This window comes from Lysobacter sp. ESA13C (assembly GCF_019970005.1).
Lineage (GTDB): Bacteria > Pseudomonadota > Gammaproteobacteria > Xanthomonadales > Xanthomonadaceae > Lysobacter > Lysobacter antibioticus_B.
The window spans coordinates 427,965-445,082 of record NZ_JAHXYK010000004.1 but is presented as its reverse complement, the minus strand read 5'-3'; the positions used below and the strand labels follow the sequence as shown (position 1 = coordinate 445,082).

The 17,118-nt window shown below is 67.3% G+C and carries 8 protein-coding genes; 1 reads left to right on the top strand and 7 read right to left on the bottom strand.

The features are described from left to right. Positions 1 to 120: 120 nt before the first annotated feature. Entirely contained in the window at positions 121 to 1,032 is a 912-nt protein-coding gene (locus tag LC490_RS10780) for a crotonase/enoyl-CoA hydratase family protein (RefSeq protein ID WP_051885052.1), read from the top strand. A gap of 48 nt (positions 1,033 to 1,080) precedes the next feature. Here the strand turns inward: LC490_RS10780 and LC490_RS10775 are convergent, their stop codons facing one another. The 7 genes from LC490_RS10775 to LC490_RS10745 form a co-directional block, all read right to left on the bottom strand. Beyond that, positions 1,081 to 3,249, bottom strand: coding sequence for a response regulator (locus tag LC490_RS10775; protein ID WP_223620184.1), 2,169 nt, complete (start codon positions 3,247 to 3,249; stop codon positions 1,081 to 1,083). Between the two features lie 3 nt (positions 3,250 to 3,252). Next, positions 3,253 to 4,371 carry a two-component system response regulator gene (locus LC490_RS10770; protein ID WP_255610821.1) on the bottom strand — a complete coding sequence of 373 codons (1,119 nt, stop codon included), beginning with the start codon at positions 4,369 to 4,371 and terminating at the stop codon, positions 3,253 to 3,255. A 260-nt stretch (positions 4,372 to 4,631) separates the two neighbouring features. Beyond that, entirely contained in the window at positions 4,632 to 6,149 is a 1,518-nt protein-coding gene (gene lysS, locus LC490_RS10765) for a lysine--tRNA ligase (protein ID WP_031372279.1), read from the bottom strand. 348 nt (positions 6,150 to 6,497) lie between these two features. Beyond that, positions 6,498 to 7,626 (bottom strand): peptide chain release factor 2 gene (gene prfB, locus LC490_RS10760; protein ID WP_144436410.1). Its coding sequence is split into 2 segments (ribosomal slippage): positions 6,498 to 7,550 and positions 7,552 to 7,626, totalling 1,128 coding nucleotides; the frame shifts between segments, so codons are not numbered across the junction. 224 nt (positions 7,627 to 7,850) lie between these two features. Continuing rightward, entirely contained in the window at positions 7,851 to 10,754 is a 2,904-nt protein-coding gene (locus tag LC490_RS10755) for a VIT domain-containing protein (protein ID WP_223620183.1), read from the bottom strand. Between the two features lie 393 nt (positions 10,755 to 11,147). Beyond that, positions 11,148 to 13,757, bottom strand: a complete 2,610-nt coding sequence (locus LC490_RS10750) for a glycoside hydrolase family 2 protein (protein WP_223620234.1) — start codon at positions 13,755 to 13,757, stop codon at positions 11,148 to 11,150. A gap of 365 nt (positions 13,758 to 14,122) precedes the next feature. Further along, positions 14,123 to 17,029 (bottom strand): TonB-dependent receptor, encoded by a 2,907-nt coding sequence (locus LC490_RS10745; protein WP_223620182.1) that lies wholly within the window; start codon positions 17,027 to 17,029, stop codon positions 14,123 to 14,125. Positions 17,030 to 17,118 lie beyond the last annotated feature (89 nt).

The window sequence follows — 17,118 nt, the reverse complement described above, 5'->3', positions numbered from 1 at the left end:
TTTGTGCCGGAAATGAATGCGCCAGGACGAAGGCCGAACCTTGTCTGAACGATGCCTGGGCGAGGTGTAGCATCGAAACGCGGGTATCCCGACCCGCCACCCGTCCTTTAGGAGTCCGCCATGTCCATGTCCGCCCGTCTGCCAATCGCGAATGTCCCCGCCCTGTTCCGCCATGTCGCCGACCCGGCCAGCGGTACCGACTGGGGCTATATGCACGCCCAGCCCGCCAATCACGTCCATGGACAGGACGCGCCCTACTCGCCTTGCTTCTCCGAGCACCTGCTGCACGACATGAAGCGCGCGCAGGAACGCATTCGCCGCGAACTGGCTTCCGATTGCGATCCGCGCGCCGGCATCCGCCATTTCGTGCTTGCTTCCGACGCCGACGTGTTCAACCTGGGCGGCGACCTGGCGCTGTTCTCGCGCATGATCCGCAGCGGCAACCGCCAGCGCCTGCTCGAGTACGCATGCCTGTGCATCGAAGTCGCCTTCAATCTTTATCAGTTGCACGAAGACCGGGTCCACAGCATCGCGGTGATCCAGGGCGATGCGCTCGGCGGCGGCTTCGAGGCCGCGCTGTGCTGCCACACCATCATCGCCGAGGCCGGCACCGGCATGGGCTTCCCGGAGGTGCTGTTCGACCTGTTCCCGGGCATGGGCGCCTACACCTTCCTGACCCGCCGGGTCACCCCGGTCCAGGCCGAACGCATGATGCTCAACGCCCGCGTCTATCCGGTCGAAGAACTGCTGCGCATGGGCGTGGTCGACCAGGTCGTGCCGCGCGGTTACGGCTTGCAGGCGGCGTCCGAGCAGATCAAGCGCAACCAGCGCATGGGCAATGCCCTGCGGGCGATGAACACGGTCCGTCAGGCCTGCCGTCCGGTCAGTCTGGACGAGCTGCTGTCGGTGACCACCGAATGGGTCGATGCGGCGATGCGCCTCAACGATCGCGGGCTCAAGACCATGGAACGCCTGGTGCGTGCGCAGCAGCGCCGGGCCGGCGCGACCGCGCCGGCGCTGGCGCTGGCCTGATGTCTTACAGGGGGGGGCCTGCCACGCGCCTCGCGTGGCAGGATGCTGTCAAGAAACGTCGGGGACGTCCTTGCCGCGGTTGCCGCGACTGAGGCGCGCCACTTCCTGACGGCTGACGTCGGCCACCGCCGACAATTGCGTCGCGAGGTCCACGACCAGTTTCGGACACTCGCGAACGAGTACTTCGTCGCTTGCACGCATGACCTGCGAGCAGCGCTCCGCAATCGAGTGCGCGCCGAGATTTTCCGCCACGCCCTTGTAGGCGTGAGCGATCTCGCGGAACTCGTCCCAACGCGCCACCACCGCCGCCGCTTCCAGGTCGGTCTGGCAGGACTGCGCGTCTTTCAAACACTGCTCGACGAAATCGCGCAGGAACTGATCGCCCAAACCCATTTCGGCCAGTTCGGCCAACACCGCCGGGTTGGTCAGCGGACGGCTGACGTCGCTGATCGCGCGCACCGCCGGCATGCGCTGCGAATCGACCACGTCGGCGATGGTTTCGAGCAGGCGCCCGACCACGATGGGCTTGGTCAGGAACGCCATCGCGCCGGCTTCGCTGGCCGCTTCCGAGGCCTGCAGGGTCGCATCGGCGCTGAGGATGATGGTCGGCGTGCGGCGGCCGTTGCCGGCCTGCATGAAACGCAGTTGCCGGATCACGTCCAGGCCGCTGAGGCCGGGCATGTGCATGTCGAGCACGGCCAGGTCGAACTGGCCGAGCTCGAGCTGGTCCAGGGCCTGTTCGCCGTCGTTGGCGGCCTGCACACGGTGACCGGCGCGCTCCAGGATGCGGGTCAGCACAGTGCGGTTGGCCGACTGGTCGTCGGCGATCAACACCCGCAGGCTGCGCACCCGGGTCTTGTGGCGCAGGAACGGGTCCTCGAACGAGATGACCTTGCCGCTGCCCTCCTGCTGCGCATCGGGTTGGGTCAGAGCGGCCTCTTCCAGACGCAGCGGCAGCTCGACCCAGAAATGGCTGCCGCCGCCGGGATTGGCTTCCAGGCCGATCTCGCCGCCGAGCAACTGGGTCAGGGTCTTGGCGATCGTGGTGCCCAGGCCGGTGCCGCCGAAACGGCGGGTCGGGCCGTTGTCGACCTGCTCGAAGGCCTGGAAGATGCGGTCGACGTCCTCGCTCGGCACGCCGATGCCGGTGTCGCGCACCGAGAAGCGCAAGCGCACCTGGCGCTCGATCCCGGGCGTACCGGGACCGGTGGCGCCGCCGACCAGCCGGGTGACCAGCGACACCCCGCCCTTCTCGGTGAACTTGATCGCGTTGTGCAGCAGGTTCAACAGCACCTGGGTCAGCAGCGCGCTGTCGCCGTTGAGACGCACCGGCACGTCCTGCTCGACGTCGACCTTGAGCGTCAGCCCCTTCGCCGCGGCCAGCGGTTGCAGCATCTTCTGCAGCCGCTTCATCACTTCCTGCAGGTTGAAATCGATGTCGCGGCGCTGCAGCTTGCCGGCCTCGATCGCCGAAATGTCGAGCACGTCGTTGACCAGCAACAGCAGCGACTGCGCCGAGGCGTGGATGACGTCGGCGTATTCGCGCTGGTCCGGCGCCAGCCGCGTGCCGTGCATGAGTTCGGCCATGCCGATGATGCCGTTGAGCGGCGTGCGCAACTCATGGCTCATGTTGGCCAGGAAGCGGCTCTTGGCCTCGTTGGCGCGGCGCGCGTCCTCGGTCGCCTTCTGCAGGCTGCGCAGCAACGAGGACAGGTAGGCCGGGATCGCCACCAGGCCCAGCCACAGGCCTGTCGACAGATAGGGCTGGCCGCGCCAGTAATCGTTCTTGAGGATCACCGCCAGGAACGAGGCCCCGGCCAGGGACGCGGCGGTGTAGAGGTAGGTGGTGCCGTAGCGCAGGCCGTTGCCGATGGTTACCCACAGCACGATCACGTACAGCGGCGCCAGCGAGGGCGCGTCCAGCGACATCAGCATCGCCAGGGTCGAATAGTCGGCGAGCATGCCGATCCAGCGGCGCAGGTGCGAGACCCCGGGCCAACGCACGATCGCCGCCATCAGGCCCAGGCCGACCACCGATTCGGCCGACATCACCCACAGCATGGTCTGGGTGGCCACGCTGGCCTGGTCGAAGGCCTGCAGGCCCAGCAGGTAGGCGACGATCAGGCAGGCGATGACCAGCCGCACCAACGCCTGCCCATGCTCGCTGTCCGGGCGGTTCGAGAGGCGCTCCTTGACCACGCGCAGGGTGGAAGCCATCGGCTACTCCAAGCCGGGACGGGGGAAGCTGGCCGAATAACGATCGCAGATTTCGTCGAGCCGGGCCCGGCTGCGGATCAGGGCGTCCACGCAACGTGGATCGAACAAACGACCGCGCTGAGCGTACATATACCCCAATGCCTCCTCCACGTCCCAGGCTTTTTTGTAGGGACGCGGCGAAATCAGGGCGTCGAACACGTCTGCGACCGCCACGATCCGGGCTTCCAGGGGAATATCGTCCCCGACCAGCCCGTCCGGGTAGCCGCTGCCATCGTAGCGCTCGTGATGGCGCAAGGCGATCAGGGCCCCGGCCTGGATGAACCGGTTCTGGCTGCCGCTGAGCAGTTCGTAGCCGATCTTGGGGTGGCGGCGCATGACCGCCGTCTCCTCCTCGGTCAGCGGGCCGGGCTTCATCAGGACCGCGTCGGGGATGGCGATCTTGCCGATGTCGTGCAGCGGCGCGGCCATCTCGATGACCCGGATCTCGTCCTCGAACATGCCCAACTGCTCGGCGATCAGGCCGGCGATGTGCGACATCCGCTCCAGGTAGGCGCTGGTGCCGGCATCGCGGTATTCGATGGCCCGGGCCAGTCGCGACAAGGTCTCGCGCTCGCGCTCCTCGACCTCGTGCATGCTCGACAGCAGCCGCTGTTCGAGCGACAGGGCCCGCTGTTTGACGTTCTCGGACTGCTGGCGCAACTGCAGCAGGTTGCGGCAACGCGCACGCAGCTCGCGCGGACGCACCGGCTTGACCAGGAAATCGATCACCCCGGCTTCGAGTGCAGCCTGGCGCACCGGTTCGTCGCCGACCACCGTCACCAGGATGATCGGGATGTCCCGGTGCATCGGCAGGCGGCGGAAACGGCGCGCGAACTCCAGCCCGTCGATGCCCGGCATACGATAGTCGAGCAGCAACAGATCGGGCTGGTGCGTTTCGCACCACGCCAACGCGGCCTCGGGCTCGCCGAAATCGTGCACCGACAACTCGGACGCGATGTCCTCGATGATGTGGCGCAACATGGTCCGCGCGGACGTTTGGTCATCGACGATAACGACGTTCACACCGGCTTCCGTAATGGGGTCACCCCCTGTGGTGACCGATCTGGGAGCATACCCCGCCAGGATGCCCGTGACAGCCGCCGAAGGTCCCTAGACGATCCGACTTCGCCCGGTATTCGTACGGGCCAAGCTTGCGAATGAGCGCTGTACGTCACGGTTCAACGCGGGGCGACTGAAGAAACGGCCAACCCGCGTTGGCCGTCCATTGTGCTTGCCTGCGTTTGGACTCGGTCGATGGGTTTGGCCGATGGGTTGGGCCGGCGCTAGCGGCCATGCGGCCCATGCGGACCGGATGCCGCCGGGCGCCGCCGCCCGGGGGCGGCTCAGAGTCCGGCTTCGGGACGCATATAGGGGAACAACAGCACATCGCGGATCGACGAGGAGCCGGTCAGCATCATCACCAGGCGGTCGATGCCGATGCCCAGACCGCCGGTCGGCGGCAGGCCGACTTCGAGCGCGCGGATGTAGTCGGCGTCGTAGTGCATGGCCTCGTCGTCGCCGCCGTCCTTCTGGTCGACCTGGGCCTGGAAACGCGCGGCCTGGTCTTCCGGGTCGTTGAGCTCGGAGAAACCGTTCGCCAATTCCTTGCCGCCGATGAACAACTCGAAACGGTCGGTGAGCTCCGGATCGAGGTCGTTGGCGCGAGCGAGCGGGCTCACTTCGACCGGATGATCGGTGATGAAGGTCGGCTGGATCAAAGTGTGCTCGACGGTCTTTTCAAAGATTTCGAGCAGCAGCTTGCCCCAGCCGTAGCCCGGCTTGACCGCGACCTTGAGGCGCGCGCCGTGGGCGCGCATGGCGTCGAGGTCGCGCAGTTCTTCGCGCTTGATCTCGGGGTTGTGTTCGAGCACCGCATCGATCATCGACCAGCGGCGGAACTTCGGCCCGAGGTCGATCGGGTTGCCGTCCCATTCGACCTGGGTGGTGTTGAGCACGTCGGTCGCGGCGTGGCGGATCACCGCCTCGGTCAGGTCCATGATCTCGGTGTAGGTGGCGTAGGCCTCGTACAACTCGAGCATGGTGAACTCGGGGTTGTGCCGGGTCGACACGCCCTCGTTGCGGAAATTGCGGTTGATCTCGTAGACGCGTTCCAGGCCGCCGACGACCAGGCGCTTGAGGTACAGCTCCGGCGCGACGCGCAGGTACAGCTGCAGGTCGAGCGCATTGTGATGGGTGGTGAACGGCTTGGCCGCGGCGCCGCCGGGGATGTAATGCATCATCGGCGTTTCCACTTCGAGGAAGCGCCGCGTATCCAGCCAGGCGCGCATCGAGCGGATGATTTTGGAGCGCTTGACGAACACGTCACGCGCATCCGGCGACACGATCAGGTCGACATAGCGCTGGCGGTAGCGCTGCTCGACGTCGGCCAGGCCGTGGAACTTGTCCGGCAAGGGACGCAAGGCCTTGGTCAGCAGGCGCAGGGTCTCGGCCTTGACCGACAGCTCGCCGGTCTTGGTGCGGGTGATCGGACCTTCGGCGGCGACGATATCGCCGACGTCCCAGCCCTTGAACTTGTCGTAGGTCTCGCCGAGCGCGTTGGCCTGCAGGAACAACTGGATGCGCCCCGACTCGTCCTGGATCTGGACGAAGCTGGCCTTGCCCATGACCCGCTTGAGCAGGATGCGGCCGGCGACCGCGACCCGGCGCGCCTCGCTGTCCAGCGCTTCCTGGGTCCAATGCTCGGCGTCGATGTACTGCGCCTGCAGGTCGCCGACGAAATCGCCGCGGCGGAAATCGTTCGGGAAGGCGATGCCCTCGCCGCGCATGGCCGTGAGTTTGGCGCGACGCTCCGCGATCAGATGGTTCTCGTCGATGGGCGGCAGGCTGGTGTCGTCGGTCATGGTCTGGGTTTCAGGTAGGGCTTGGGAAAGCTGGAGGGATGCAGATTACTGAAGTCGCGGCGCGGGCGCTTGAGTGGCGGTCGGCGGCAGGCGTGGAGACGGCGTGGCGGATGCGGACGGTCTTGGCGGGCGATCTTGGCGGGCGAGCAAGGCAATGGAGGGACGGCAGCAGTCGGCGTGTATACGGCAACGCATTTCTGCTCCCTCCCCCTTCAGCCCGTCATCCCCGCGAAGGCGGGATCCAGAGCTTCACCGATGCGCACTCTGAAGTCGTTGGATCCCGCCTTCGCGGGGATGACGACCTGACAGACGCGACGGCTACAGGACCCGATTCCCGAATCCCGGCTCTCAGACCGCGTCGATGCGTTTCGAACCCACTTCCAGGCCCGACTTCAGGCTGGCCTCGACGAATTCGTCGAGATCGCCGTCGAGCACCTTCTGGGTGTCGCTGCGTTCGATGCCGGTGCGCAGATCCTTGATGCGGCTCTGGTCGAGCACGTAGTTGCGGATCTGGCTGCCCCAGCCGATGTCGGACTTGGTCGCCTCGACCGCGTCGCGCACGGCGTTGCGCTTCTGGATTTCCAGCTCGTACAACTTCGCCGCCAGCATCTTCATGGCGCGGTCGCGGTTGGCGTGCTGGCTGCGCTCGGTCTGGCAGGCCACCACGATCCCGCTCGGGACGTGGGTGATGCGCACCGCCGATTCGGTCTTGTTGACGTGCTGGCCGCCGGCGCCCGAGGAGCGGTAGACGTCGGTCTTGAGGTCGGCCGGGTTGATCTCGATGTCGATCTTGTCGTCGACTTCCGGCGACACGAACACCGAGGTGAAGCTGGTGTGGCGGCGGTTGTCGGAGTCGAACGGCGACTTGCGCACCAGGCGGTGCACGCCGGTCTCGGTCTTCAGCCAGCCGTAGGCGAAATCGCCTTCGACGCGGAAGGTCGCCGACTTGATGCCGGCCACGTCGCCGCCGCTGACTTCCATCAGCTCGGCCTTCCAGCCGCGCGATTCGGCCCAGCGCAGGTACATGCGCAACAGGATTTCGGCCCAGTCCTGGGCCTCGGTGCCGCCGGCGCCGGCCTGGATGTCGACGAAGGCCGAAGCCGCGTCCATCGGGCCGGAGAACATGCGCCGGAACTCGAGTTCCTCGACCTGCTTGGCGTAGCGCTCGACGTCCTCGACCACGGCCAGCGCGGTCGACTCGTCGTCTTCCATTTCGGCCAGTTCGAGCAGTTCGTCGGCGCCGACCAGCCCGTCGGTGAGACGGCGGATACCGTCGACCACCTTTTCCAGGCTGGCGCGCTCACGGCCCAGGCCCTGGGCCTGTTCGGCGTTGTTCCAGATATCGGGGCTTTCGAGCTCCCGGTTTACTTCTTCGAGACGTTCGACTTTGCTGTCGTAGTCAAAGATACCCCCTGAGCGAATCCAGCCGGCCCCGGAGGTCGGCGATGCGCTGGCGGACGGGATTGAGCTCGATCATGTCCGATGGTCTTGAATGCGGATGAGAACCGCCGATTCTAGCAGCCCGAGGGGCCGGGACGCCCGCCCGGCTCAGCGCCTCGGGGTAGGAGCGGCGCAAGCCGCGACCGCGCCCCACCCCGGCTCCGGCGAACCGGGCCAGGCCGGCGCCCCGTTCCGACGCGCCGCCCTGCCCCGCGACCTCATCGGCCGGGCTTACTTCAGCCCGGCTTGCTTCGGCCGGCCTCACTTCACCTCGAACTCGCCCACCATCACCACTTCGGCGTGGTCCTTCAGGCGCAGAGTCACCTTCTGCTCGGTCGGCTGGGCGCCGCCGAAGCCGGTGCTGAGCCACAGGTGCAGGGTCGTCGCCCCGGTCACCAGTTGCTGGCGGTCGCCGTAGAAGTTGGCCTCGACCTTGTACTTGCCGGGCTTGGCGTCGCGCAGGATGAATTCCTCAGGGCCGTAGCCGCCGGTGAAGTCGTTGGAGATGCGCCCGCCCTGATAGGTCAGCTTGTGGCGGTAGTAGCACTTCTCGCCGTTCGGGTCGGTCACCCACAGGTCCATGTCGCTGTTGTCGCTGTCCCAACTCAACACCACGCGCAGGTCCAGCGGCAGGTTACGCAGCAGGCGCCGGTCGATGCGCGAGGTATCCAGCCCTTGCGGGTGGGCCGCGACGATGGCGTTGAGCTCGGCCATGGCGATTTCCTCCACGCCCGGGAAGCGGCCGTCCCAATCGCGCAGGGCGATCTCGTACAAGGCCTCCACCGCCTGCGGGTATTGGGCATTGGCGGCATAGGCCAGGCCCAGGTCGCGGAAGCTTTGCGGCTCTTCCTCGGCCAGGCCGCGCACGCGCTCGAACACCGGCACCGCCAGCGCGGGCTGTTCGGCCTGCATCAGGCGATAGCCGAGCACACGCAGGATGTGGCGGTTCTCCAGGTCCATCTCGGCCAGGTTGGAGAGCACGCGCAGGGCCAGGTCGCGCTGGCCTTTCTCGATCAGCACGTCGGCGACGTCGAGATAGAACGCCGTGCTGGTCGCATGCGAATCGCGCTCGTCGAGGTAGATCGCATACACGCGGTCGGCACCGGCCTGGCGCAGGCGTCGTGCGTACGGCGAGTCGGGCTGCCACGGCTGCAGGACGATGCGGGCGCCGGCGCCGGCTTCTGCGTCCTGCCCGGCTTTGTCCGAGGCGGCATCGACGCGCGAGCCGGTCACCGTGATCGTCTCGAGTCTCGCCTCTGCCTCCATCGGCATAGGCGCGACTGCGGCGACCGGGGCCGCAGGCGCCGGCGCATAAGCCAGCGAACGCTGCACGTTGCCATGCGCCCCCGCCTGGGCACGCCGCAGCTTGGCCTCATCGGCTACTTGCGGCGGCGCGCCCTTCGGCCAACTGCGCTGCCACCATTCGATGCGTTCGGCGTAGAGCGCGGCGACCCGGTCCAGGCTCTGCCGGCGGGTACGCTCGCGCTCGTCGCTGCCTTCGGCCTTGAGCCGGCGAAATTCGTCGAGGCGGTCCGGCGGGGTGATGTCGTAACGCACGTAGTCGGCCAGATCGTCGAGCACGATCAGCGAGGTTTCCGCAGTGACGATGCCGAAGCGCTGGCCGAGGCGCGCGATCGCGGCGCGGTTGAGTTCGGGGTCGGCCTGCATCGCGCCGATCGAATACTGCGCCCACAGCGAAGCCGGGAAGACGCTGGCCGGCGCATCGGCATCGATAGGCACGACGAGCTCGCGCACCCGGCCGCCGTCGCGCACCTTCAGGCTCAGCTTGGCCGGGCGATCGCGCAGCTTGCCGGCGATACGCAACAGGCCGCCGTCGGCGAACGGCGAATCGGCGACCACCCCGGCCGTGCCGAGGCCGTCGACGCCGAGCAATTGCGGCCCTTCGTTGAGCAGGACATCGGCGGCGCGATCGAGCTCGCCGGCGCGCTGCCACGCCACCAGACGGCCGCCGTGCGCCTGCGCCAGGGCACGCAGGCCGTCCTGGTCGGAGGCCGCACCGGCCGAATTCAAGGCATACAGGCGCTGACCGGCGAGCAAGGCCGGGAAGCGGCGTTGGCCGTAGTTGAACAAGCCGTCGCTGACCAGCAGGTATTCCTCGATGCCGGCCTGCGGCTGCCAACCGCCCGGGTCGGTGGCGCCGTCGTAGACCGTGCTTTCGAGTTCGCGCTTGAGCGCCGACCAGTCGCCGCCCTTGACCGCGAAAGCCTGCGCGGGCTCGGCGCGATCGCGCAGCCGGACCAGGCTGACCCGGACCTCGCCGGCGGCGCGGAAATAACGATCCAGCAGTGCGAGTTCGCTGGCGCGCTCGCGCTTGCGGCCCGAGGCCGAGCTGTCCCACAGCAAGCCGATGGATTTCGGCAGCGCGCGCGGCTGGCGCGCACCGGCCAGCGGCACTTCGGCGAGGAAGAAACGTTCGCCGTCCAAGTCCTGGGTGTAGGCGCGCGGCGCAGTGGCGGCCTGCACCCGCAGGCTCAGGGCGTCGCCGAGCGGTCGGCCGCGCAGCGCCAGCCGGTAGCGGCCGGCGCTTGAGGCGATCTCCGCCTGCTGGCTCAGACCGACCAGGCGCGGCTTCTGCGCCGAGACCAGCTCGAGACTGAAACTGCGCGCCTGCGCGGCGAACGCCAGCGGCAGCTCGTAACGCCAGTCGCCGCCCTCGCGAGCGAGCGACTCGACCAACTCCAGCCGCACCCGCCGCGTGCCCTGGGCCGGGATCGGGTAGACCCGCAATTTGAACTGATTGCCGGCGGTCTTCTCCAACAGCGCCGGGTCGACGCCGCGGCGTTCGATCGCCTCGAACACCTGCCGGCCCTTGTCCTTCGGCACCGGCACCGCGGCGCGCAGCTTGCCGTCGATGTCGAGCGCGAAGCCGGCGACCTGCTGGCCGTCGCGCAAGGGGAACTGCAACTGCCCTTCGAGCACGCGTCGGTTCGGGTTGCGGAACACCAGCTCGACCGAGGTCCGGGCCAGCCCGCCGACGATCTCGCCGTCGACGCGGGCCGATTCGAGCACGATGGGCGTTTCGACGCCGCGCACTTCGAGCAAGGGCGGCGCGGTGACATCCCCGCGGATCTGCGCACTGGCGACGGTGGCGAGGGCGAGCAACAGGCAAAACACGGAACGAACGACTGCGAAGGACGGTTTCACCGGTCACCTCTTCCTTAAGAACGGGGTCTGCAACCTCTAACGCGGCGACTGCGCGAACGGGGTTGAAGGGCGTCGCTTCCATGCACGCGGCGCGGCGGTGGCGCGAACGTCACAGCCTGCGGGGCGTTGGGGTGGGATGCAAGTTGGGCTTGTTGCGGGGGCCAAAGAGCAAATCCCCCCTGCCCCCCTTTGCCAAAGGGGGGAGCAGCAAGCATCACCGGGGCTGGGTTTGGTATCGGTATCGGTATCGATGTCGGTGCCGATGCCCGAACACGTCAATCATCGCCCCCTTAGGAAAAGGGGGCGAACGCACCGCGACGGCTGATGAAACCCGATCACTGCAGCGTGGGGGATTTGCTCTGCCCAACGAAAGCCGAGACGGCCCCCTGGCCATCAAGGCCGATACAAGGATCGCAGGCTCAAGGCGCGTTGCAGGCTGTCCAGGCCGGCCTTCGACTTCAACCCGATCTCCACGGTTTCGCCCGGCAGCACAGTCAGGGCGTTGTCGGCCAACTCGACGTCGTGATCGCCGAAATCGATCCAGACCGCGCGTGCGAGCTTGCTCGCCTTCAATTGCAAACGGTATCCCTCGCCATCGCGGCGCAGTTCGCCGTGCAGCTCGGGGTCCTGCCAGGCCAGGCGCCTGGATTCGCCGAAGTAGACGGCGCGACGCGACACCGTCTTGCCGTCGACGATGAGGTCGAACACCGCCGCGGTGCGCAAGGGATCGGCATCGCCGAGCAGTTCGGCGTCGCTCCAGGCGCCGGCCGCGGTCGAGGCCAACGCCGACAGGGTCGCCGGCTTGCGTTCGTCGCGGTGGACGCGGCCGTCGAAATCCATGACCCGCAAACGCCATTCGCCCTGCAAGGGTATGGTGCGGTCCGACAGCAGGCTCAGCTCGGTGCGTCCGCCGCGCTCGCCGGACGGGCGACGCAAGGGCGCGATGGCGACGTCGGCGAAGAAGCGCTTGGCGTGGAAATGCAGCGGCTTCCAGCGCCCGTAGTAATCCAGGCTCGACCAGGACGCGCCCGGCCAGACGTCGTTCAACTGCCAATACAGCGAACCCATAGTTCGCGGACGCGAAGCGCGGTGGTGCAAGGCGGCCAGCTCGATGCCTTCGGCCTGTACCTGCTGGCTCAGATAGACGAAATCGGCGAAGTCGCGCGGCTCGCCGTATTCGCGGCGGATGTACAGCAGCAAGCGCGAGTTACCGTCGCCGGCCAGGAACTTTTGGTGCGCGCGGATCACCGGCGCGTTGATGCCCTGCTCTTCGGGGCGGGCGAGACTGGCGATGGTGCGCAGCGACGGCCAACCCTGCAGGCCGTACTCGGACATGAAGCGCGGGGTCTCGTCGAGGTAGGCCGTGGCCGGCAAGGCCGGGCCGCCCCACACGTCCCAGTAATGCTTGTCGCCGTTGTTGGAGTCGTTGGCCTTGTCGGCCAGGTCGTTGCTCGGCGAACTCGACCAGTACGGCACGCCGGCCCCCTCTTCGGCGACGACCCGACGCAGGTCCTTGCCGAACAAGGCCACATAGCCCTCCCACACCGTCTGCGCGAACTTCGGATCGGCCGCGGCCAGCTTGGTCCGATGGCCCCAGTCCTTCCAGGCGGTTTCTTCTTCGTTGTTGCCGCACCACAGCACGATGCTGGGGTGGTTGCGCAAGCGGCGCACATTGTCGCGCGCCTCGGCCACGACGTTAGCGCGGAAAGCGGGGTCATAGCCGGGCGGCATGCCACCACCGAACATGAAGTCCTGCCAGACCATCAGCCCGAGTTCGTCGGCCAGCTCGAAGAAGTCGTCGGACTCGTAATAACCGCCGCCCCAGTTGCGCAGCATGTTCATGTTGGCGTCGCGTGCGGACTGCAGGTCGCGGCGCAGGCGCTCGCGGGTCACCCGCGCCGGGAAGGCGTCGAACGGAATCGCGTTGGCGCCCTTGGCGAACACCGGGATGCCGTTGACGACGAAAGCGAAGCCCTGGCCGCCGGCATCGCGCTCGCGGCGCAGTTCGATGCTGCGCAAGCCGGTGCGACGCTGGGCCGCCGCCTGCACGCCATCGGCGTCGCGCACGCGGGCCTTGAAGGTGTACAAGGCTTGCTCGCCGTAACCGACCGGGTACCACAGCCGCGGCTGCGGGATCGTCAGCGGCACCGATACGGTGTTGCGGCCGCTGCGCAGTTCGGTTTCGTGACGCACGGTCTCGCCCTTGCCTTGCGGACCGGCGTAGTCGATCTCGACCGTGACCTGGCCGGCGCGGTCGCTGTCGATCTCCAGCTCGACCGTGGCCTCGGCGGCGTCCTGGGCGATGCGGCGCGGCTGCACGTGCAGGTCGGCCAGGCGCAGGCGGTCCCAGCTTTCCAGCCGCACCGCGCGCCAGATGCCGGCACTGACGTAGCGCGGGCCCCAGTCCCAGCCGTAGTGGTAGCCGGGCTTGCGCACGAAGTTGGCGGTCATCGCATCGCGCGGCTCGTCGCCGTAGGGCGACGGGTAATTACCGGCGATCTTGTGCGGCATCGCCTGCACCTGCGGCAGCGTTCGCCGGATCGGCGAATCGAACACCACCCGCAGCTCATTGCCGCGTTCGCGCAGATGGCCCTGGGTCGGCACGCGCCAGGTGCGGAAACTGTTGTCGGCCTTGAGCAGTTCGACGCCGTTGAGCTGCACGGTCGCGAAGGTGTCCAGACCCTCGAACACCAGCTCGATGTGCGCACGCTTCAGGGTGGCGCGATCGACGTCGAAGGTGGTGCGGTATTCCCACTGCGCCAGGCCGATCCATTGCAGGCTGCGCTCGCGCGCGCCGACGTAGGGGTCGGCGATCAGGCCGGCGGCGAACAGATCGGTATGCACATGCCCCGGCACCTGCGCCTTGCGCCAATCGGTGGCAGCGGCATGCGCGGCGGCTTCGGGGTCGCCCGGCACCAGCCGGAACTGCCAATCGCCGTGCAAGGGCTGCGCGCTCGCCTCGGCCGCCCGGGCCCAGTCCGCGCTCAGGGCCGCGGCCAGCATCAGGCCGATCGCGGCGGCCGTGCGCAGTGCCGAAACGAAGGTGTTCTTGGACCGGAGTGTCGCCATGCTTGCCCCAAGGGAGTCGCTTGCCGTGGTTGCGCGGCCGCAGCAGCGGCGGCCGGCCATGAATTCGAAACCGGTCGTGCCCGAGGCCCGGGAGAAAAACGGGAGCGCCCATCCAGGCGCCCCCTGCCCGAGAATCGGGAAAAAACCCTGCGTCCCGCCTGGAGAGCGCGGAATCGCCGGGCCACCACCGCTTACTGGAGAGCGTTTGCCGCGGCCGGTCGCGAACGGCCGGCCGCGGGTATTGCATCGATGCATCGATACCGACCGCATCGGTCGGACCTGCATCGGTCAAGCCTGCATCAATCGAACTTGTAAACGAACTCGGCCGAGATTTCGCGGCCCACGCGCGAGAACACCCGTTCGTTGGCGTAGATGAAGAACATCTTGTAGGGGTCCTTGTACTCGGCTTCGTCGAACAGGTTGTCGATGTACAGGTTGACCCGGGCCTGTTCGGTCAGCTGGTAGCCGGCGGTCAGGTTGAAGTAGATCGGCGCCTTCAGCTTGCCGACCATCCGGCATTCCGTCGAGGTTTGCCCCGGCATGATCGGTGCGCAACGGTTGTAGTTGTCGCCGTTGGTGTGGCCGATGCGATTGGCGAACAGGGTGGCGTTCCACGGCCCGCGCGACCAGCTGGCGCTGGCACGGGCGAAGGTGCGCACATCGTTGTCGCGGTTTTCCTGCATCGGCGCGCCCGGGTCGCGCTGCTCGTTGTTCTTCAACTGGTTCGTGTAGTTGAGCGCGAAGCTGAAGTCGCCCCAGGCCGTCGCCGGCAGCTTGTAGCGGGCCGACACGTCGACGCCCGCGACTTCGCGGTAGGCGATGTTGATCGGGCCGCTGCGCACCGAGGTCACCTGGCCCAAGGGATAGTTGGGATCGGCGACGCCGAAGGCGTTGGTGCCCGGGCTGCTGCGGCTCACGCGCGAGAGGATGCTCGAACACGTCGACGAGCCCGGCGCGACCTGCATCCGATCCGACGACCTGCGCGGAACGCCGTTGATGCACTGGCTTTCCAGGTCGAGGATGTCGGCGATGTCGAAATCGCGCACCTGGTTGTCGATGGTCATGCGCCAATAGTCGGCACTGAACGACAGGTTGTCGGTCGCATCCCAGACCAGACCCGCACTCCAGGACTTGCCGGTCTCACTGTCGAGCTTGAGGTTACCGGTGCGGCTGGTGGCGTGACGGTAATACACCGACGCCGAGCCGCAGTTCGGGCCCTGATTGCGCTTGATGCACGAAGCGACGTCGGCGCTTTCCTGGGTGCCGGTGCCGCTGGTGGCGAACAGGTAATGCATGTCCGGCGCGCGGAAGGTGGTGTTGTAGGCGCCGCGCAGCAGCAGGCTTTCGATCGGGCGCCATTCTAGGCCGGCGTTCCAGGTGAAGTTGCCTTCCTTGCGGCTGTCGTCGTCGTAGCGATCGAAACGGCCGGCGGTGGTCAGGTCCAGCGATTCGAACAGCGGCAACTTGAACTCGACGCCGATCGCATAACGCTTGCGGTCGCCGCCGCCCTGGTTGGTACCGCCGGGCTGGTCGTACTGCTTGTTGGGGCCGAAGGTCAGCGGATCGGGGCTCAGACGATAGCCTTGCGAGCCCGCTTCCAACACCGCGGCGAAACCGACCGGGCCGGCCGGCAAGTCGAACAAGTCGCCGTTGACCGCGAACTGGGCCTGGTTCATCCACGACTTGGCACTGGAATGGCCGTGGGTGGTCAAGCGCTGGAAGGTCGCCATGTCCATCGGGTTCCAGAAACGATCCTGGTTCAAGCGATAGGCCGGCAAGCCGCCATTCGTGCCCAGCTGCGGCCCGAGGAAATACTCGTCGACCGCGCTCTGCACCACCGAGGGGAAGCTGAAGTCGACCTTGTACTCGGTGCGGCCGACGGTGGCGTCCCAGTTGAACCTTTCGCCGAAGCGGCCGCGCAGACCGCCGGCCAGGTCCCAGGAGCGTTCGTTGGTGTAGAACAGGAACGGATCGCGGCCGCCGGCCTCGGGCACGGTGAAGGCGCGACGCGCCTGGTAGCTGCGGCCGGTGCCCTGGTCATAGAAGGCGCCGCCTCGGTTCAACTCGAAGCGCAGGGCCTCGTCCTGGCGCGACTCGCCTTCGCTGTCCCACAACGAGGCGCTGACCCAGGCCTGCATGCCGTTGTCGAAGTCGTAGCTGAAATTGCCGAAGGCCGAGACGTTGTTGGACCCGTTGCGCAGGCTCCACAAGGCGTTGCCCTTGCCCTGGGTGCAGCTGTAGCCGGGGAACTCGGGGGCATTGCCCTCGTTGCCGATGAAGTTGTGCAGCGGCAAGTCCTGGAAGCGGTCGCAGGCGCCGGTCGGCGGCGTCACGCGGCGCTTGCTGGCGCTGTCGATCAGTTCCACGCCCCAGACCCACGGCCAGGGATCGTTGACCAGCGGCTTGACCGTGTTGGCCGGCTCGAGGTCGGAGTCGACGAACTCGCGGTCGCCGGCGAACAAAGTTTCGCGGCCGCTCCACTGCACGCCGTAGGTCGCGCTCCACTTGTCGCCGGTGCGGCCACCGGTCCACGACAGGTCGAAGGAATCGCCGCCGCCGCGGGTGGTGGTGCCGCCCTTGATGCGCACTTCGTCGCCATTGAAGTTCTTCTTCATGATGACGTTGATCACGCCCGCCATCGCGTCGGAACCGTAGATCGCCGAGCCGCCGCTGGCCAGCACTTCGATGCGCTCGACCGCGGCCATGGGGATGTTGTTGAAATTGGCGAAGTTGCCGCGGCCCTCATAGGGCAGCGGGTAATCGGCGACGCGGCGCCCGTCGATCAGCAGCAGGGTGCGCCCCGGCCCGAGATTGCGCATGTTGAGCGGGCTGGCGTTCGGCGTCGGGCCCTTGTTGACGTCGGCCTGCACGGAGCCGGTGACCTCGGTCAGGGTGCTCAGCGCCTCGTACACGGTCGAGAAGCCTTCGCGCTTGATCTGGTCGGCGCTGATCACCGTGACCGGCGCCGGGCCTTCGACTTCGGCGCGCTTGATCCGCGAACCGGTGACGGTGATCTTGTCGATCGACTTGACCTCGCCGGCCGCGGCCGCCGGGTCCTGCGCGGTCGCTTCCTGCGCTGCCGCGGCGAACGGCAGATACAAGGCGACGAGCATCGCCGCGGTCAAGACGTTCCTGTGTGCGCGGCGGCGTTCCGTCGGCGTGCGGCTCGGATGCTGGCGCTCGTTGCGGTGCTGATTGTGGTTCACCTGCTACCCCTCCCAATCGCGGCCGAACCCTCGGCCAAGGTTACGTTCGTGCTCTGTGTCGAGCTGCTGTGGCGTTTTTGTGGCGTTCT